The 19,076-nt window shown below is 70.9% G+C and carries 17 protein-coding genes; 12 read left to right on the forward strand and 5 right to left on the reverse strand.

What is annotated here, in order from left to right; genetic code table 11:
- The first annotated feature begins 94 nt into the window (after positions 1 to 94).
- The 12 genes from uvrC to BGP73_RS03630 all read left to right on the forward strand — a co-directional run bounded on the left by uvrC (position 95) and on the right by BGP73_RS03630 (position 13,629).
- Positions 95 to 2,194, forward strand: coding sequence for an excinuclease ABC subunit UvrC (gene uvrC, locus BGP73_RS03575; protein WP_069811896.1), 2,100 nt, complete (start codon positions 95 to 97; stop codon positions 2,192 to 2,194).
- Between the two features lie 77 nt (positions 2,195 to 2,271).
- Positions 2,272 to 3,174: an RNase adapter RapZ gene (gene rapZ / locus BGP73_RS03580; RefSeq protein ID WP_069812107.1), complete on the forward strand. Its 903-nt coding sequence runs from the start codon at positions 2,272 to 2,274 to the stop codon at positions 3,172 to 3,174.
- Positions 3,171 to 4,265, forward strand: coding sequence for a gluconeogenesis factor YvcK family protein (locus BGP73_RS03585; protein ID WP_069811897.1), 1,095 nt, complete (start codon positions 3,171 to 3,173; stop codon positions 4,263 to 4,265). The genes rapZ and BGP73_RS03585 overlap by 4 nt, the downstream gene beginning before the upstream one ends.
- Positions 4,256 to 5,257: a DNA-binding protein WhiA gene (gene whiA / locus BGP73_RS03590; protein ID WP_069811898.1), complete on the forward strand. Its 1,002-nt coding sequence runs from the start codon at positions 4,256 to 4,258 to the stop codon at positions 5,255 to 5,257. The genes BGP73_RS03585 and whiA overlap by 10 nt, the downstream gene beginning before the upstream one ends.
- A gap of 152 nt (positions 5,258 to 5,409) precedes the next feature.
- Entirely contained in the window at positions 5,410 to 6,414 is a 1,005-nt protein-coding gene (gene gap / locus BGP73_RS03595; protein ID WP_069812108.1) for a type I glyceraldehyde-3-phosphate dehydrogenase, read from the forward strand.
- Between the two features lie 175 nt (positions 6,415 to 6,589).
- The gene (locus BGP73_RS03600; protein WP_069811899.1) at positions 6,590 to 7,813 is read left to right on the forward strand and encodes a phosphoglycerate kinase; all 1,224 of its coding nucleotides are present in this window, start codon (positions 6,590 to 6,592) and stop codon (positions 7,811 to 7,813) included.
- A 3-nt stretch (positions 7,814 to 7,816) separates the two neighbouring features.
- Positions 7,817 to 8,605 (forward strand): triose-phosphate isomerase, encoded by a 789-nt coding sequence (gene tpiA, locus BGP73_RS03605; protein WP_069811900.1) that lies wholly within the window; start codon positions 7,817 to 7,819, stop codon positions 8,603 to 8,605.
- A gap of 171 nt (positions 8,606 to 8,776) precedes the next feature.
- Entirely contained in the window at positions 8,777 to 9,013 is a 237-nt protein-coding gene (gene secG, locus BGP73_RS03610) for a preprotein translocase subunit SecG (RefSeq protein ID WP_069811901.1), read from the forward strand.
- A gap of 186 nt (positions 9,014 to 9,199) precedes the next feature.
- Complete coding sequence (locus tag BGP73_RS03615; RefSeq protein ID WP_079127165.1) at positions 9,200 to 9,535, forward strand: RNA polymerase-binding protein RbpA; 336 nt, start codon at positions 9,200 to 9,202, stop codon at positions 9,533 to 9,535.
- 223 nt (positions 9,536 to 9,758) lie between these two features.
- The gene (locus BGP73_RS03620; RefSeq protein WP_079127166.1) at positions 9,759 to 11,054 is read left to right on the forward strand and encodes an MFS transporter; all 1,296 of its coding nucleotides are present in this window, start codon (positions 9,759 to 9,761) and stop codon (positions 11,052 to 11,054) included.
- Between the two features lie 65 nt (positions 11,055 to 11,119).
- Positions 11,120 to 12,772, forward strand: a complete 1,653-nt coding sequence (gene pgi, locus BGP73_RS03625; RefSeq protein ID WP_069812110.1) for a glucose-6-phosphate isomerase — start codon at positions 11,120 to 11,122, stop codon at positions 12,770 to 12,772.
- Positions 12,773 to 12,909: 137 nt separating this feature from the next.
- Complete coding sequence (locus tag BGP73_RS03630) at positions 12,910 to 13,629, forward strand: formylglycine-generating enzyme family protein (RefSeq protein ID WP_069811903.1); 720 nt, start codon at positions 12,910 to 12,912, stop codon at positions 13,627 to 13,629.
- 4 nt (positions 13,630 to 13,633) lie between these two features.
- Here the strand turns inward: BGP73_RS03630 and BGP73_RS03635 are convergent, their stop codons facing one another.
- From BGP73_RS03635 to tal, 5 genes are all read right to left on the reverse strand, one after another.
- The gene (locus BGP73_RS03635; RefSeq protein ID WP_069811904.1) at positions 13,634 to 14,389 is read right to left on the reverse strand and encodes a TipAS antibiotic-recognition domain-containing protein; all 756 of its coding nucleotides are present in this window, start codon (positions 14,387 to 14,389) and stop codon (positions 13,634 to 13,636) included.
- Positions 14,390 to 14,501: 112 nt separating this feature from the next.
- The gene (pgl, locus tag BGP73_RS03640; RefSeq protein ID WP_069811905.1) at positions 14,502 to 15,284 is read right to left on the reverse strand and encodes a 6-phosphogluconolactonase; all 783 of its coding nucleotides are present in this window, start codon (positions 15,282 to 15,284) and stop codon (positions 14,502 to 14,504) included.
- 112 nt (positions 15,285 to 15,396) lie between these two features.
- Positions 15,397 to 16,404 carry a glucose-6-phosphate dehydrogenase assembly protein OpcA gene (opcA, locus tag BGP73_RS03645; protein ID WP_069811906.1) on the reverse strand — a complete coding sequence of 336 codons (1,008 nt, stop codon included), beginning with the start codon at positions 16,402 to 16,404 and terminating at the stop codon, positions 15,397 to 15,399.
- The gene (gene zwf, locus BGP73_RS03650) at positions 16,401 to 17,924 is read right to left on the reverse strand and encodes a glucose-6-phosphate dehydrogenase (protein WP_069811907.1); all 1,524 of its coding nucleotides are present in this window, start codon (positions 17,922 to 17,924) and stop codon (positions 16,401 to 16,403) included. The genes opcA and zwf overlap by 4 nt, the downstream gene beginning before the upstream one ends.
- Positions 17,925 to 19,067, reverse strand: a complete 1,143-nt coding sequence (gene tal, locus BGP73_RS03655; RefSeq protein ID WP_069811908.1) for a transaldolase — start codon at positions 19,065 to 19,067, stop codon at positions 17,925 to 17,927.
- Between the last annotated feature and the right edge of the window lie 9 nt (positions 19,068 to 19,076).

Below are 19,076 nucleotides of genomic sequence, written 5' to 3' on the forward strand. Positions count from 1 at the left end.
CCACCGTGCTGGTGGGCCCGGCCCCGGCGTGGACCGAGCGCCCGGACAGGGGAAGCGATCGTGACCGTCGGTGGTCGCCAGTAGGGTGGGAAACATGGCAGACCCCAGTAGCTACCGACCCAAGCCGGGACAGATCCCCGACTCGCCGGGGGTCTACAGGTTCCGTGACGAGCACCGTCGGGTGATCTACGTCGGGAAGGCCAAGAGCCTCCGACAGCGGCTCTCCTCCTACTTCCAGGACCTCGCCGGCCTGCACCCCCGCACCCGGACGATGGTCACCACCGCGGCTTCGGTGGAGTGGACGGTGGTCTCCACGGAGGTGGAGGCGCTCCAGCTCGAGTACTCCTGGATCAAGGAGTACAACCCGCGTTTCAACATCAAGTACCGCGATGACAAGAGCTACCCCTCGCTCGCGGTCACCCTGAACGAGGAGTTCCCCCGGGTCCAGGTACTGCGTGGATCGAAGCGGAAGGGGGTTCGCTACTTCGGACCGTACTCGCATGCCTGGGCCATCCGGGAGACGGTGGACCTCATGCTCCGGGTCTTCCCCGTCCGCACCTGCTCCGCCGGAGTCTTCAAGCGCTCCGCCCAGATCGGCCGGCCCTGTCTGCTCGGCTACATCGGAAAGTGCTCGGCACCCTGCGTCGGTCGGGTGACGGCGGAGGAGCACCGCCACCTCGCCGAGGAGTTCTGCGACTTCATGGCCGGCCGCACCGGCGCCTACCTGCGCCGGCTCGAGCGGGAGATGCGCGAGGCCGCCGAGCTGATGGAGTACGAGCGGGCCGCCCGGCTCCGGGACGACCTGGAGGCGCTGCGGCGGGCCATGGAGAAGAACGCCGTGGTGCTCGCCGACGCCACCGACGCGGACTTCATCGCCGTCGCCGAGGACGAGCTCGAGGCGGCGGTGCAGATCTTCCACGTACGCGGCGGCCGGGTGCGCGGTCAGCGCGGCTGGGTGACCGACAAGGTGGAGGCGGTGGACACCGCCGATCTCGTCGAGCACGCGCTGCAGCACCTCTACGCCGACGAGTCGGGTGAGGGCGTCCCCCGGGAGGTGCTCGTACCTGCCGTCCCCGAGCCCGCCGGGCCGGCCGCCGCCTGGCTCGCCGAGCGCCGCGGCTCCCGGGTCGACCTGCGGACCCCGCAGCGCGGGGACAAGCGCGACCTCATGGTGACGGTGCAGCGGAACGCCGAGCAGGCCCTGGTGATGCACAAGAGCAAGCGGGCCTCGGACCTCACCACCCGCTCCCGCGCGCTGGAGGAGATCGCCGAGGCGCTCGGACTCGACTCGGCCCCGCTGCGCGTCGAGTGCTTCGACATCTCCCACCTCCAGGGCCAGGACATCGTCGCCTCCATGGTCGTCTTCGAGGACGGCCTGGCCCGGAAGAGCGAGTACCGCCGCTTCCAGATCAAGGGACGGGTGGGGGAGGAGCAGGTCTGGCATGGCGCGGGGCAGGACGACGTCCGCTCGATGCACGAGGTGATCAGCCGCCGCTTCCGCCGCTACCTGCTGGAGAAGCAGAAGACGGGGGAGTGGGAGGAAGAGCGGGACGGCGGTCCGGTGGCGGATCCGGAGGCGGTCCCGGTCCCCGGCGGGGCCGACGCCGACGAGGTGCAGAGCGGGCCGATCGACCCGCAGACCGGCCGGGCCCGGCGCTTCGCCTATCCGCCGCAACTGGTCGTGGTGGACGGCGGCCGCCCACAGGTCACCGCCGCCCGGCGCGCCCTCGACGAACTCGGCATCGACGACGTCGCCGTGTGCGGGTTGGCCAAGCGCCTTGAGGAGGTCTGGCTGCCGGACGACGACGAGCCGGTGGTGCTGCCCCGCAGCAGCGAAGGGCTCTACTTCCTCCAGCGGGTCCGCGACGAGGCGCATCGTTTCGCCATCGCCTACCAGCGCAGCAAGCGCGGTAGGACGCTGCGGGCCGGCCCGCTGGACACCATTCCGGGCCTCGGCGAGACCCGGCGCAAGGCGCTCCTCAAGCACTTCGGTTCGGTCAAGCGGCTGCGGACCGCCACCGTCGACCAGGTCTGCGAGGTGCCCGGAGTCGGCCGCAAGACCGCCGAGACCGTCGTCGCCGCGCTCGCCCAGGCGGCCCCGGCCGCTCCCGCGGTGAACACCGCCACCGGGGAGATCATCGAAGACGAGGCCGAGCCCGGCACGGCTGCGGCGGAACGAGGACAGGCGCGATGAGCGAGAACGGCAGCGACACAGACCGCGGCACCGCCACGGGCCGCGGGCCCCAGGGCGGCGACAGAGGAGGAGCGCCGGTGAACAGAGGTACGGCGGCCGAAGGCGGGACCGAGCAGGCCCCGATCCCGGAGCTGGTGATCATCTCCGGAATGTCCGGCGCCGGCCGCAGCACCGCCGCCAAGTGTCTGGAGGACCTCGGCTGGTTCGTCGTCGACAACCTGCCCCCCGCCCTGATCCCCACCATGGTGGACCTGGGCGCCCGTTCGCAGGGGAACGTGGCCCGGATCGCGGTGGTGGTCGACGTCCGCGGCCGGCGGTTCTTCGACAACCTCCGCGAGGCGCTGGCGGATCTGGACGCCAAGCAGGTCAAGCGCCGGGTGATCTTCCTGGAGGCCTCCGACGAGGTGCTCGTCCGCCGCTTCGAGTCCGTCCGCCGGCCGCACCCGCTGCAGGGCTCCGGGCGGATCGTCGACGGCATCGACGCCGAGCGGAGCCTGCTGCGGGAGCTGCGTGGCGACGCCGACCTGGTGATCGACACCTCCGGTCTCAACGTCCACGAACTGCGCGCCAAGATGGACGCCCAGTTCGCCGGTGAGGAGGAGCCGGAGCTCCGGGCTACCGTGATGTCCTTCGGGTACAAGTACGGCCTACCGGTCGACGCCGACCTGGTCGCCGACTGCCGCTTCCTGCCGAACCCCCACTGGGTGCCGGAGCTGCGCCCGTTCACCGGACTCAACGAGGAGGTGTCGGGCTACGTCTTCAACCAGCCCGGGGCCAAGGAGTTCCTCGACCGCTACACCGAGCTCCTCCGCCTCATCGCCAGCGGCTACCGCCGGGAGGGCAAGCGCTACGTGACCATCGCCGTCGGCTGCACCGGCGGCAAGCACCGCAGCGTCGCGATGTCCGAGAAGCTCGCCGCCAGGCTCGCCTCCGAAGGGGTGGAGACCGTCGTCGTCCACCGGGACATGGGGCGGGAGTGACGAGGGGCAAACCGTCTCGGCTGGGACGGGTGCGGCGACTGGTGCCCGAGCGGACCGCCGGCGGCGGCGAGTCCCGGCCCAGCCGCACCCGCAGGCGGGGCACGGCGCCCAAGGTGGTCGCGCTCGGCGGCGGTATGGGGCTGTCCGCCTCGCTCGCGGCGCTGCGCCGGATCACCGGAGAACTGACCGCGGTGGTGACCGTGGCTGACGACGGCGGCTCCAGCGGCCGGCTCCGGGACGAGCTCGGGGTGCTGCCGCCCGGCGACCTGCGCAAGGCGCTCGCCGCGCTCTGCGGGGACGACGAGTGGGGGCAGACCTGGGCGCGGGTCGTCCAGCACCGCTTCGCCAGCGGCGGGGACCTGCACGACCACGCGGTGGGCAACCTGCTCATCGTGGCCCTCTGGGAACAGCTCGGTGACCACGTCAGGGCGCTGGAGTGGGTGGCGAGGCTGCTCGGGGCGCACGGCAGGGTCCTGCCGATGTCCGCAGTACCGCTGGAACTCCAGGCGCTGGTGCGCGGCCACGACCCCGCGCTGCCCGAGGAGATCAGCACCGTCCGCGGTCAGGCGACGGTCGCCCTGACACCGGGTGAGGTGCAGTCGGTGCACCTGGTGCCGAACGACCCGCCGGCCGTTCCGGAGGCCGTGGAGGCGGTGCTCGACGCCGACTGGGTGGTACTCGGCCCGGGGTCGTGGTTCTCCTCGGTGATCCCCCATCTGCTCGTGCCCGAGCTGCTCGACGCGCTCATGGAGACCAAGGCCCGGCGGGTGCTCTCGCTCAATCTGGCACCGCAGCCCGGAGAAACCGAGGGCTTTTCACCGCAGCGTCATTTGGAGGTTTTGGCCCGACACGCCCCTAAACTCGCCTTTGACGCGGTCCTCGCCGACGAGGACGCCGTGCCCGACCGGGAAAGCCTGGCCGAGGCCGCCGAGCAGTTGGGCGGCACGCTGCAACTGGCCCGGGTCGCCGCCGCGGGGGACACCTCCGAGGCGGACGGCCGGGGAGGCACCGCCCGACACGACCCGGAGCGGTTGGCAGCCGCGTACGACCGTATTTTTCGCATGTATGGAAGGATCGGCCCATGGCGATGACGGCTGCGGTGAAGGACGAGATCTCCCGACTCCCCGTCACCAGGACCTGCTGCCGGAAGTCGGAGGTCTCGTCGATCCTGCGGTTCGCCGGCGGACTGCACCTGGTCAGCGGTCGCATCGTGATCGAGGCGGAACTCGACACCGGGATCGCGGCCCGGCGACTGCGCAAGGACGTCCTGGAGATCTTCGGGCACGCTTCCGACCTGGTGGTGATGGCCCCCGGTGGACTGCGCAGGGGGAGCCGCTACGTGGTACGCGTGGTGGCCGGAGGCGACCAACTCGCTCGGCAGACCGGCCTGGTGGACGGGCGCGGCCGCCCGATCCGGGGGCTGCCCCCGCAAGTGGTCTCCGGCGCCACCTGCGACGCCGAGGCGGCTTGGCGCGGGGCGTTCCTGGCCCACGGCTCGCTGACCGAGCCCGGCCGGTCCTCCTCCCTGGAGGTCACCTGCCCGGGGCCCGAGGCGGCGCTGGCGCTGGTCGGTGCGGCCCGGCGGCTGGGCATCCCGGCCAAGGCGCGCGAGGTGCGCGGCGTGGACCGGGTGGTGGTCCGGGACGGCGACGGCATCGGCGCCCTGCTGACCCGGCTCGGCGCCCACGAGTCCGTGCTTGCCTGGGAGGAGCGGCGGATGCGCCGCGAGGTGCGCGCCACGGCCAACCGGCTGGCCAACTTCGACGACGCCAACCTCCGCCGTTCGGCACGGGCCGCGGTGGCCGCCGGCGCCCGGGTCCAGCGGGCCCTGGAGATCCTCGGCGACGAGGTGCCGGACCACCTCGCCGCGGCGGGCCGACTGCGCATGGAGCACAAGCAGGCCTCACTCGAGGAGTTGGGGGCGCTCGCCGATCCGCCGCTGACCAAGGACGCCGTGGCCGGCCGGATCCGGCGGCTGTTGGCGATGGCCGACAAGCGCGCCCAGGACCTCGGCATTCCGACCACGGAATCGAACTTGACCGAAGAGATGTCCGAGGATCTGCCCGGCGAAATGGTGAGCTGAACGCGGCCCGGGAAACCGGCTCTCCACGTTGGGGTGAGCGTTACCGCCAATGCCGCGTACGTCCCCTCTTAGAGGTAGGGTCGGACGTGGTCGGGGACATCCCATACAGCACGCCGGTGTCGCACCGGCGCACCAACGAGGAGATCGGTTTCGTGACGATCCGCGTAGGCATCAATGGATTCGGCCGTATCGGTCGCAACTACTTCCGCGCGCTCCTTGAGCAGGGCGCGGACATCGAGATCGTCGGTGTCAACGACCTGACCGACAACGCCACCCTGGTCCACCTGCTCAAGTACGACTCGATTCTGGGTCGGTTGAAGCAGGAGGTCAGCCACACCGAGGACACCATCACGGTGGGCAACCAGACCTTCCGGACGATGGCTGAGCGTGACCCGGCCGAACTTCCCTGGGGAGAGCTCGGCGCCGACATCGTGATCGAGTCGACCGGCATCTTCACCAAGCGCCCCGACGCCGCCAAGCACCTCGCCGCCGGCGCCAAGAAGGTCCTGATCTCCGCGCCCGCGAAGGAGGAGGACCTCACGATCGTGATGGGCGTCAACCAGGACAAGTACGACCCGGCGCAGCACCACGTCGTCTCCAACGCCTCCTGCACCACCAACTGCGTGGCGCCGATGGCCAAGGTCATGGACGAGTCCTTCGGCATCGTCCGCGGCATGATGACGACGGTCCACGCCTACACCAACGACCAGCGCATCCTGGACTTCCCGCACAAGGACCTCCGCCGCGCCCGCGCCGCCGCGGAGAACATCATCCCGACCTCCACCGGGGCCGCCAAGGCCACCGCGCTGGTGCTCCCGCAGCTCAAGGGGAAGCTGGACGGCATCGCCATGCGGGTGCCGGTTCCGACCGGCTCCGTCACCGACCTCGTCCTGGAGCTGGACCGCGAGGTCACCCGAGACGAAGTCAACTCCGCTTTCCAGCAGGCCGCCGGAGGCCAGCTCAAGGGCATCCTGGAGTACACCGAGGACCCGATCGTCTCCTCGGACATCGTCAACTGGCCCGCCTCCTGCACCTTCGACTCCCAGCTGACGATGGCCCAGGGCAAGCAGGTCAAGATCGTCGGCTGGTACGACAACGAGTGGGGCTACTCCAACCGCCTGGTGGATCTGACCACCTTCGTCGGCGGCCGGCTCTGACCGCGGCGGAGAACGCGATGTGAACGACAGGGCTCGGGCAGCGCACCGCCGCGCCGCACGGGCCCTGTCCGTCGTTCCAGCAGCCGGATACCGCCCGACGGGGTTCCGGCCGGCCACCTGACCGAGCGGTGGCCGCTCCGCCCCGCGCGCAGACGCCACGAAGGAGTCCACCCTCATGAAGACGATCGACGACCTCCAGGTCTCGGGCCGGCGGGTCTTCGTCCGCGCCGACCTGAACGTGCCGCTCGACGGCGGCACCATCACCGACGACGGCCGGATCCGCGCCGTCCTTCCGACGATCAGCAAACTCGCCGCGGCCGGCGCCCGGGTCATCGTCGCCTCCCACCTGGGCAGGCCGAAGGGCGAACCCGACCCACGCTTCTCGCTGGCCCCCGCCGCCCGCCGCCTGGGTGAACTCCTCGGCGCCGACGTGGCGTTCGCCGACGACACGGTGGGCGACTCGGCCCGCTCGACGGTCCGTGGGCTCGGCGACGGCGAGGTCGCCGTCGTGGAGAACCTCCGCTTCAACCCGGGAGAGACCAGCAAGGACGACGCCGAGCGGGGCGCGTTCGCCGACCGACTGGCCGAGCTCGCCGAACTTTACGTCGGAGACGGGTTCGGCGCCGTGCACCGCAAGCACGCCTCCGTCTACGACCTGCCGGCCCGGCTGCCGCATGCCGCGGGCGGGCTGATCGCCACCGAGGTCGCCGTCCTCAAGCGGCTCACCGAGGACGTCCGGCGTCCCTACGCCGTGGTACTCGGCGGCGCCAAGGTCTCCGACAAACTCGGGGTGATCGACCACCTGCTGGAGAAGGCGGACCGCATCCTCATCGGGGGCGGTATGGCCTACACCTTCCTCAAGGCGCAGGGCCACGAGGTCGGGGCCTCGCTGCTCCAGGAAGACCAGGTCCCGACCGTCCAGGACTACCTGCGGAGGGCCACCGAGCGGGGCGTGGAGTTCGTGCTGCCGGTGGACGTGCTGGCCGCCGGCGCCTTCCCGGACCTCAGGGCCAAGGCGCCGGTGACCGCGGTGACGACCTCGGTGGACGCCTTCCCCGCCGACCTGATGGGACTCGACATCGGCCCGGAGAGCCGGAAGCTCTTCGCGGGCAAGCTCGCCGACGCGGCCACCGTCTTCTGGAACGGGCCGATGGGGGTCTTCGAGCACCCCGACTTCGCCGGTGGCACGGCCGCGGTCGCCCAGGCGCTCATCGACGCGGCCTCCCCCGAGGAGGGGAAGGGCGCCTTCACGGTCGTCGGCGGCGGCGACTCCGCCGCAGCGGTACGGACGCTCGGATTCGACGAGAACGCATTCGGCCACATTTCAACCGGCGGCGGCGCGAGCCTCGAGTACCTCGAAGGCAAGACGCTCCCCGGCCTGGCAGCACTGGAGGACTGACCGATGACCGAGACCCCCAAGGGCCGTACGCCGTTGATGGCGGGCAACTGGAAGATGAACCTCAACCACCTCGAGGCCATCGCCCATGTCCAGAAGCTCGCCTTCGCCCTCACCGACAAGGACTACGAGGCCGTCGAGGTCGCCGTCCTCCCTCCCTTCACCGACCTGCGTTCGGTGCAGACCCTGGTGGACGGTGACAAGCTCAAGATCGCCTACGGTGCCCAGGACATCTCCGCGCACGACTCCGGCGCCTTCACCGGAGAGGTCTCCGGACCGATGCTCGCCAAGCTGAAGTGCCGCTACGTGGCCATCGGCCACTCCGAGCGCCGCCAGTACCACGGTGAGGACGAGGAGATCGTCAACGCCAAGGTCAAGGCGGCCTTCAAGCACGGCATCACCCCGATCCTCTGCGTGGGCGAGGGGCTGGACGTCCGCAAGGCGGGCAACCAGGTCCCGCACACCCTCGCGCAGGTCGACGGCGCGCTGAAGGACGTCCCCGCCGAGCAGGCGGAGATGATCGTGATCGCCTACGAACCGGTCTGGGCGATCGGCACCGGCGAGGTCGCCACCCCGGAGGACGCCCAGGAGGTCTGCGGTGCGATCCGCGGCCGGCTCGCCGAGCTGTACTCGCGGGAGCTGGCGGACGGGGTCCGGATCCAGTACGGCGGCTCGGTGAAGTCCGGCAACGTCGCGGCGATCATGGCCCAGCCCGATGTGGACGGTGCGCTGGTCGGCGGGGCGGCGCTGGACGCCGACGAGTTCGTGAAGATCATCCGGTTCCGTGACCAGTAGAAACGCTCCCACCACGGCCTTCCGGACAGATTGAGACCGTTCTGAGTGGGCCGGAGGGGCTACTCCGTCGTACTCTGTCGGGGGCCGGCGCGGTGCTGCGTCACTGTTCCGGCCCCCGAAACGTTCACACACAGCAATGCCGCCGTCACATCGCAGAGAGTTGGTCCAGCCGTGGTCCTGGGGTTCTCCATCCTCCTCATCTTCTTCAGCCTGCTGCTGATGATGCTGGTACTGATGCACAAGGGGAAGGGCGGCGGTCTCTCCGACATGTTCGGAGGCGGTATGCAGTCCTCCGTCGGCGGCTCCTCGGTGGCGGAACGGAACCTCGACCGGATCACGGTGGTGGTCGGTCTGCTCTGGTTCGCCTGCATCGCCGTGCTCGGCGTGCTGATGAAACTGGACAGCTGATCCGCTCCCTGCTGGTCCGCTCCGTGTAGGGAGCCCGGTGGATCGGCTCCCGTGATTGCTCCGGAACAGTGTTACGGCCGTTAGTTCCCGTGACTGGACGCGCGTTGGGCCTTACGTAGACTGGGGTGCTCGGCAGCCGAGCTGCCCACCGATGCTCGCAGCACCATCACGCAGGGAGTTACGACCGTGGCAAGTGGCAACGCGATCCGTGGTAGCCGGGTCGGAGCGGGGCCGATGGGAGAGGCTGAGCGAGGCGAGGCGGCGCCGCGTCTGCGCATCTCCTTCTGGTGTTCGAACGGGCACGAGACGGAACCGAGCTTCGCCAGCGACGCGCAGGTGCCGGACACGTGGGACTGCCCCCGCTGCGGGTTCCCGGCGGGCCAGGACCGCGACAACCCGCCGGACCCGCCGCGGACCGAGCCCTACAAGACCCACCTGGCCTACGTGCGGGAGCGGCGCAGCGACGCCGACGGGGAAGCGATCCTCGCCGAGGCGCTCGCCAAGCTGCGGGGCGAGATCTGACAGCGGACGCACCCCCGGCCGGAGCCCCACCGGCCGTCGGCCCGGGCTGACCGCCGAAGCCCTCCCGCAACGGCCCCGCCCGCCGGAACCCGGCCCACCACCGACCGCGTCCCGGCACCTGCCGCGGCACCGCTCCTGAGGCTCCCCCGAACCGGCGTTCGTTGTCACTCACTGCTGCTACCGTCCGGCGTCTGATTGCGGTACGGGTGCCCGGAGAAGGCGGATGGACGAGTCAGCAGAACGACACGGCGGAACGGTCGCTGACCCGATAACCGTGACGGATGCCGGGCCGGCACCAGTGCGGCCCACTTGGCGCGGCGGGTTCGGGCTGCTGTGTAGCGCGGCCGTACTCTCCCGGTTCGGAGACGCCCTGCGGAGCGCGGCGCTACCGCTGCTGGCCGTCTCGCTGACCGACTCGCCGCTGCTGGTCTCCCTGGTCACCGCCTGCGGTTTCCTGCCCTGGCTGGTCTTCGGGCTGCTCGGCGGAGCGGTGGCGGACCGGGTGGACCAGCGCCGTGCGATGTGGGCGGTGGACATCCTGCGCGGGCTGCTGATGGCCGGCTTCTCGGTAGCCGTCCTGCTCGGACACGCCACCATCGCGCTGCTCCTCGGGCTCGCCTTCACCCTCACCACCCTCCAGACGCTCTTCGACAACGCCGCCACGGCGCTGCTCCCCTGTGTCGTTCCGGACTCCGCACTGCCGACGGCGAACGCCCGGCTGATGACGGGGCAGCAGATCGCCGGATCCTTCGTCGCCGCGCCTCTCGTACCGGCGCTGCTGGTCCTCGGCATCGCGGCGCCCTTCGGGGTGAACGCCGTCACCTACCTCCTGGCCGCGCTGCTGGTGGCGGGCGTGCGGGTCGAGAGGGTGCTCCGTGAACCACGCGCGGCCGGCGCCACGTTGCGGCGCGACATCGCCGAGGGGCTGCGGACGCTGTGGCGGGACCGGATGCTCCGGGTGCTGTGCGCCTCGGAGGTCTTCTGCAACATCGGGGTCGGTGCGCTCATCGCCACGCTCGTGCTCCATGTGACGGGGTGGCTGGACGCGGGGGAGACCGGTTACGCGGCCGTCATCACGGCGTACGGGGTGGGCAGTGTGGTCGGCGGCCTGGTCGCGGGACGGCTCGCCCGACTGCTGGGAGCCCCCCTGACCCTGATGCTCGGCGGGGCGCTGCAGGTCGTCTGCCTGGTGGTGCTCGGCCTGGCGCGCAGCCTTCCGGTGGCGATGGCCGCCATGGCCGCCTTCGGTTTCGTGGGAATGGTCTGGAACGTCATCCATGTGACGTTGATGCAGCAGCGCAGTCCGCTGGGCATGTTGGGGCGGGTCAGTTCGGCGTTCCGCACCGTCTCCGTCGGGGTGACTCCGCTGGGTGCCCTGCTGGGCGGTGTGGTCGCCACTGCCTGGGGGCTGAACGCCCCCGCCCTGCTCGCCGCCGCCCTGTTCCTGCTCGGAGTGGTGTCGCTGGTCCCCGCCGTGCGGCGGCCGGAGGTCGGAGGCACCCCTTCTACGGCGGCTTGATCCCTTAGGTTGGAGACCCAGCGGGGCAGGTTCGAGCGAGTAGAGAAGTGGGACTGATGGCGGAGATGAACAGCGAAACCCGTATCAGGCTGGACCGGCGGCCCGAGTGGACGGCGCTGGTCGATCATCGGCAGCGGCTGGGGAAGGTGCGGCTCCGTGAGCTGTTCGACGCCGATCCGCAGCGTGCCGCCCGCTACTCCCTCCAGGTGGGCGATCTCCACCTCGACTACTCCAAACACCTGGTCAACGACGAGACGCTCGCCCTGCTCCAGGAGCTGGCGGCGGCCACCGGAGTGGAGCGGCTGCGGGACGCGATGTTCGGTGGCGAGCGGATCAACACCACCGAGGACCGCGCGGTGCTCCACACGGCGCTCCGCGCCCCGCACGACAGCGTCATCGAGACCGACGGGCAGAACGTCGTCCCCGCCGTCCAGGCGGTCCTGGCGAAGATGTCGGTGTTCGCCGGCCGGGTCCGCTCCGGCGACTGGACCGGGCACACCGGACGGCGGATCAGGACGGTGGTGAACATCGGGATCGGGGGGTCGGACCTGGGGCCGGCCATGGCCTACGAGGTGCTCCGGCCGTACACCGACCGGAACCTCCAGTTTCGGTTCGTCTCCAACGTCGACGGCGCCGATCTCCACGAAGCGCTCCGCGGACTGGATCCGGAGGAGACGCTCTTCGTCATCTCCTCCAAGACCTTCACCACCATCGAGACCATCACCAACGCCACCTCCGCCCGGAGTTGGCTGCTGGCGGGGCTCGGCGGCGACGAGCGGGCCGTCGCCAAGCACTTCGTCGCGGTGTCGACCAACGCCGAGAAGGTCGCGGAGTTCGGTATCGACACCACCAACATGTTCGAGTTCTGGGACTGGGTCGGCGGCCGGTACTCCTACGACTCGGCCATCGGTCTCTCCCTCATGATCGCGATCGGTCCGGACCGCTTCCGCGAGATGCTGGCCGGCTTCCACCTGGTCGACGAGCACTTCCTCTGCACCCGGCCCGAGGAGAACGCGCCGATGCTCCTCGGCCTCCTCGGCGTCTGGTACAACAACTTCCTCGGCGCCCAGTCGCACGCAGTGCTGCCCTACAGCCACTACCTCTCCCGCTTCACGGACTACCTCCAGCAGCTGGACATGGAGTCCAACGGCAAATCGGTCGACCGCGCGGGCCGTCCCGTCGACTGGCAGACCGGTCCGATCGTCTGGGGCACCCCCGGCACCAACGGGCAGCACGCCTACTACCAACTGCTCCACCAGGGCACCAAGCTGGTCCCCGTGGACCTCATCGGATTCGCCCGGCCGGTCGGTGAACTCGACGAGCGGCTCGCCGCCCAACACGACCTGCTGATGGCCAACCTGTTCGCGCAGGGACAGGCGCTCGCCTTCGGCAAGACGGCTGACGAGGTGCGAGCCGAGGGCGTCCCCGAGGAGCAGGTGCCGCACCGCACCTTCCACGGCGACCACCCCACCACGACCATCCTGGCGAGCGAACTCACGCCCTCAGTGCTCGGCCAGCTGATCGCGCTCTACGAACACAAGGTCTTCGTGCAGGGCGCGATCTGGGACATCGACAGCTTCGACCAGTGGGGCGTCGAACTCGGAAAGGTCCTCGCCAAACGGATCGAGCCCGCGCTCACCCGGGGCGAGGCGGTCCAGGGTCTCGACCCCTCCACCCGCGCGCTGGTGGACCGCTACCGCGAGCTTCGGGGCCGCTGAGCCGGCAGCAGCGGCGGGGGGCCGTTGTCGCCGGAACGCGCGGGCGGCAACGGCCCCCGCCCCTCACCAGGCCCCTCCGGCAGCCGTCGGTCCGCCCGGCGCCGGCCGGTGAACCGCCCTGGTAGGCTGGCCGGTTCATGGATCTCAGCATGACGAACGACATGATCGCGGTCCCGCCGGGGCGGGCGACACTGACGGACCGGCGGACGCGGACCAGCTGGTCGGTCGAGCTGGGCCCCTACCGGCTGGCCGCCTTTCCGGTCACCCAGGAACAGTACGCCCGGGTCACCGGCGAGCGGCCGAGCAGCGCGGAGGGCGACCGCCTGCCCGTCGAGGGCGTCTCCTGGTGGGACGCGGCCCGGTTCTGCAACGCGCTCTCCCGCGACGAGGGGTTGACGGCGTCCTACCGTCTCGATTCCGAGCGCGCCACCGTCGACTGGGACACGGCTGCCGACGGATACCGGCTGCCGACCGAGGCCGAGTGGGAGCACGCCTGCCGGGCCGGTACGGCGGACGCCCGGTACGGACCCCTCGACGAGATCGCCTGGCACCGCGGCAACTCCGCCGAGCGGATCCACGAGGTGGGCGGCCGGCAGCCGAACGCCTGGGGCCTGTACGACATGCTCGGCAACGTCTGGGAGTGGTGCTGGGACCACTACGACCCGGAGGTCTACGGCAGCTACCGGGTGCTGCGAGGCGGCGGATGGTTCGACGAGCACTGGAGCTGCCGGGCCTCGGTTCGGCGGCGCAGCCACCCGACCTTCCGGATCGACGACGTCGGGTTCCGCGTCGCACGCTCGGCCCCGACCGCCGCACCCGGCACCGGAGGGCCGCCGCCCCCCGGTGCCGACCGGTGAGCGATCAGGCCAGCCGCGCGTCGGCGTAGACGGCCATCGCGTCACGCTGGTACTCGGCGAGCCGGGTGGCGATCTTCTCGTAGTTGGCGCGGAACTGCGGATCTTCGACGTAGGTCTGCCCCAGCCCCTTGTACGCTGCGGCGTTCGGGGTCCAGAAGCGGCAGATCCCCCGGTAGTGCTCGTGGATCTCCTGCTGCACGGCCGGATCCGACACCGGCGTGCCGGCCGCCATGAGCTCCGCCAGCCGGATCATCTGCGCGGTGGTCTCGCGTTGCAGCCGTGTCTGGTCCTCCTCCGTGAGGGTGTCGGCGAACCGCCGGGAACTCTCCCACTCCGCCGGCCACCGCTCACGGGCCTCCGCGTCGTACCGGGCCGGGTCGAACCCCTCGAACAGGTTCTCCGGACGGTTGATCTCCACCATCTCGCCTCCGCCTTCCTGTAGTTCGGCGATGGTGCGGCCGACCGTGCGGGCCAGTGTCGACAGCCGGTCCCGCTCCCGCAGCAGCCGCCGATGGTGTTCCCGCAGCACGGCCACCCGGTCTCGGCCCCCGTCCATGACCTCCGCGATCTCGCGAAGTCCCAGATCCAGCTCCCGCAGCAGCAGGATCTGCTGCAACCGCAGGAGGTCGGCGCGCTCGTAGTAGCGGTGCCCGTTGCCGCCGATCCATGCGGGAGGGAGCAGTCCGATCTCGTCGTAGTGCCGCAGGGTCCGGGAGGTTACCCCGGACATCCGGGCCACCTCCGCGATCGACCAGGCCATCGCCGCCTCCGCTCGCCGGGCCGGTCTCTCCGGCCCTACCGAGGACGGTAGGAGTTGACGTCAGGGAAGGCGCAAGTGCGGGCGTGGATCCCGGGGAGGGGCCCGCGCCGGTTCAGGAGGCGGACCGCCGCAGCTCGGGCGGGAGCTGTGAGGCCGCCGCGGTGTCGAGCAGCCACATCGTGCGGGTCCGGCCGTACGCCCCGGCGGCGGGGGCCTGCACCTCGCCCGCGCCGGCCAGTGCGAGGGCGGCGGCGCCTGCCTTGTCCTCGCCGGCAGCCAGGAGCCACACCTCGCGGGCCGAGCGGATAGCGGGGAGCGTCAGGGAGATCCGGGTGGGCGGAGGCTTCGGCGCGCCGTGGACGCCGACCACCATGCGCTCCCGCTCCCGCGCCGCGGGGTGCTCAGGGAACAGCGAGGCGACATGGGTGTCCGGGCCCACCCCCAGCAGCAGCACGTCGAAGGCGGGCACCGGCCCTTGGTCCTCCGGCCGGGCGGCCGCCGCCAACTCCGCCGCGTACGCCTCCGCCGCCCCGTCGACATCGCCGCCGTACCGCCCGTCCGAGGCGGCCATGGCGTGGACCCGTGCGGGATCCACCGGTACCGAGTCGAGCAGCGCCTGCTGCGCCTGGGTGACGTTCCGCTCCGGATCGCCCTCCGGCAGGAACCGCTCGTCCCCCCACCACAGGTCGATCCGGGTCCAGTCGACGGCGTCCCGGGCGGGTGCGGCCGCCAGCGCGGCCAGTACGCCGTTGCCGTTCCGGCCGCCGGTCAGCACGACGGAGGCCGAACCACGGGAGGACTGCGCGTCGACGATCCGGTGGAGCAACCGCGCTGCCGTGGCCCGCGCCATCTCGTCCTTGTCGTCGTGTACGACGATCTGCGGGGTGGTGCTCATTCTCTCCTCGATCCGTCCCGACTGACTGCGCACCGCCGGGGCGCTCCCGGCCGGCGCGGCGACCTCTCCCGAGCACCCGCCTGATGAACCAGCCGGGACCTCCGGTCGGTCTTCAGGAGCGCCGCTCGGAGGAGGCTCGCTCGCCGGCCTTCCGCTCCGACGGAGCCGGAGCGGCCTCCCGCTGTCCCGCCTCGATCGCCTCGAGGTTGGCGAGCCCGAACTTCACCGTGCGCGCGTAGGTCTCGTCAGGGTCGAGCCGCCGCAGCTCCTCCGCGATCAGCTCGGAGGTCGCCCGCCGGTGCAGTGCCACATGGCGGTCCGGCTGGCCCGGCATGGCGAGTTCGGCGATCGAACCGTTCGCCCGGTCCAGGCAGATCTCCCCGTCCCGGGTGGTCATCCGCACCGCGGTCAGTCCCGGACCCTCCGACACGACGCGCTCCACGGGAACGCCGAGCCGGTCGGCGAGCCAGAGCGCCAGCAGCTCCGCGCTCGCGTTGTACGCCTCGCCCTCCACCACCGCCGCGCTGATCTGCGAGTGGCGCTGGTCGAGGGCGGCGGCCAGCACGCTGCGCCAGGGGGTGATCCGGGTCCAGGCCAGGTCGGTGTCGCCGGGAGAGTAGTTCCCGCCCCGCAGCGAGAGCGTCCCCACCGGGTCCTCGGTGGCCGAGGCATCGGTGATGCGACGTGCGGCGAGCTGCCCCAGCAGGTCCTGGCAGGGGTTCTCCGGAGCCTGCTCCGGCCACCAGACGACGGTCGGCGCGTCCGGCAGCAGCAGCGGCAGGACCACGGCGTGGGCGTGGTTGGCGAGTTCCCCGTGCAGCCGCAGCAGCACGGTCTCCCCGGTACCGGTCTCCCCGCCGACCCGGACCTCCGCGTCCAGCCGGGTGACCCTGCGGTCGCGCGGTGAGCGCCCGGGCCGTTTGATCACGACGAGGATGCGGGAGGGGTGCTGTTTCGAAGCCTCGTTCGCCGCCTTCAGCGCGTCGTAGTGGTTGCCCTCGTCGGTCACGATGACCAGGGTGAGCACCATGCCGACAGCCGGCGAGCCGGTGGCCCGCCGCGCTTTGACCAGCGCTGAGTTGATCTGGCTGGAGGTGGTGTCCGTCAGGTCGATGTTCATGGCCGGCGCCAGCTCCGTCCGTCTCGTGCGAGCATCTCCTGCGCCGCCTTCGGCCCCCAGGTGCCCGCCGTGTACTGCTCCGGCTTGCCGGCGTTCTCCCAGAAGGCCTCGACGGGGTCGAGGATGCGCCAGGACTCCTCCACCTCCTGGTGCCGGGGGAAGAGGTTGGCGTCGCCCAGCAGCACGTCGAGCAGCAGCCGCTCGTACGCCTCGGGGCTGGACTCGGTGAAGGACTCGCCGTAGGCGAAGTCCATGGTCACGTCCCGGATCTCCATGGAGGTGCCGGGCACCTTGGAGCCGAACCTGATGGTGACCCCCTCGTCCGGCTGCACCCTGATGACCAGTGCGTTCTGCCCCAGCTCCTGGGTGTCGGTGGTGTCGAACGGCGAGTACGGGGCGCGCTGGAAGACGATCGCGATCTCGGTGACCCGCCGCCCCAGCCGCTTGCCGGTGCGCAGGTAGAAGGGCACCCCGGCCCAGCGCCGGTTGTCGATCTCCAGCTTGATGGCGGCGTAGGTGTCGGTGGTGGAGTTCGGGTCGATGCCCTCCTCCTCCAGGTACCCCAGCACCTCCTCACCGCCCTGCCAGCCGTGCGCGTACTGGCCGCGCACGGTGTGCTTGCCGAGGTCCTGGGGCAGCTTGACCGCCATCAGCACCTTCAGCTTCTCGGCCACCAGCGCCTTGGCGTCGAAGGAGGCCGGCTCCTCCATGGCGGTCAGCGCCAGCAGTTGGAGCAGGTGGTTCTGGATGACGTCCCGGGCGGAGCCGATGCCGTCGTAGTAGCCCGCCCGACCGCCGATGCCGATGTCCTCGGCCATGGTGATCTGCACGTGGTCGACGTACGAGCGGTTCCACAGCGGTTCGAACATCGTGTTCGCGAAGCGCAGCGCCAGGATGTTCTGGACGGTCTCCTTGCCCAGGTAGTGGTCGATCCGGAAGACGTCACTGGGCCGGAACACCTCGTGGACGACCTTGTTCAGCTCCTGGGCGCTGGCCAGGTCGTGTCCGAAGGGCTTCTCGATGACGGCCCGGCGCCAGGAGTCGCCCCGACCCTCCGACAACCCGTGGTCCTTCAGCTGCCGGACGACCTTGGGGAAGAACTTCGGCGGCACCGACAGGTAGAAGGCGAAGTTGCCGCCGGTACCCCGTGCCTTGTCCAACTCCTCGATGGTCGAGCCCAGGTTCTCGAAGGCCTGGTCGTCGGAGAACTCGCCGGGGACGAAGCGGAAGCCCTCGGCGAGCTGCTGCCAGACCTCTTCCCGGAAGGGGGTCCGGGAGTGCTCCCGGACGGCGTCGTGCACCACCTGCGCGAAGTCCTGGTCCGCCCAGTCCCGGCGGGCGAATCCGATCAGCGAGAAGCCCGGGGGCAGCAGTCCCCGGTTGGCGAGGTCGTAGACGGCGGGCATGAGCTTCTTCCGCGAAAGGTCGCCCGTGACGCCGAAGATGACCAGGCCCGACGGCCCCGCGATCCGCGGCAGCCGTCGGTCCTGTGCGTCACGCAGCGGGTTCCCGCCGGTCACTCATGCCTCCGGGGGAGCGAGTCGGCTCAGCTCGGCCTCGGTGGACCTCAGCAGATCGTTCCAGGACGCCTCGAACTTCTCCACTCCCTCGACCTCGAGGAGCTGGACGACCTCGTCGTACGAGACGCCCACACCGGCCAGGGCGTCAAGGTCGGCCCGGGCCTGCTCGTACCCGCCGGTCACCGTGTCGCCGGGGATCTCGCCGCGGGCGGCGACGGCCTCCAGGGTGGACTCCGGCATGGTGTTGACGGTGCCCGGAGCGACGAGGCCGTCGACGTACTTGGTGTCCGGGTAGGACTTGTCCTTCACCCCGGTGGACGCCCAGAGCGGACGCTGCCGGTTGGCGCCGGCCCGCTCCAGCGCGGCCCAGCGCTCGCTGGCCGGGGTGGAGCCGTCCAACGACCCGAACACCTGCTCGTACGCCTGGTAGGCGAGGCGTGCGTTGGCCACCGCCGCCCTGCCGCGGAGCGCCTTGGCCTCGTCGGTGCCCAACGCGTCCAGCCGCTTGTCGATCTCGGTGTCCACCCGGGAGACGAAGAAGGAGGCGACCGACTCGATCTTGGACAGGTCCAGGCCGGCGGCCTTGGCCTTCTCCAGGCCGGTCAGGAAGGCGTCCATCACCTCCCGGTAGCGCTCCAGGGAGAAGATCAGGGTGACGTTCACGCTGATGCCCAGCGCGGTCGTCTCCGTGATCGCGGGCAGGCCGGCCCGGGTCGCCGGGATCTTGATGAAGGTGTTCGGCCGGTCGACCAACCACGCCAACTGCTTGGCCTCGGCGACCGTGGCGTCGGTGCTGTGGGCCAGCCGGGGGTCGACCTCGATGGAGATCCGGCCGTCCCGGCCGTCGGTCGCCTCGAAGACCGGGTGGAGGACGTCCGCCGCGTCCCGGACGTCCGCCGTGGTGATCATGCGCAGGGCTTCCTCGACCCCGACCCGGCGGACCGCGAGGTCGGCGATCTGCTGCTGGTAGCCGTCCCCGGCGGAGATCGCCTTCTGGAAGATCGTCGGGTTGGTGGTGGCGCCGACGAGATGGCTCTGGTCCATTAGTTCGGCGAGGTTGCCGGAGGTGATGCGCTGGCGGGACATGTCGTCCAGCCAGATCGCCACGCCCTCTCCGGAGAGGCGCTCTAGTGCGTCTGCCATGGGAAATGC

This window comes from Streptomyces sp. TP-A0874 (assembly GCF_001748085.1).
Lineage (GTDB): Bacteria > Actinomycetota > Actinomycetes > Streptomycetales > Streptomycetaceae > Streptomyces.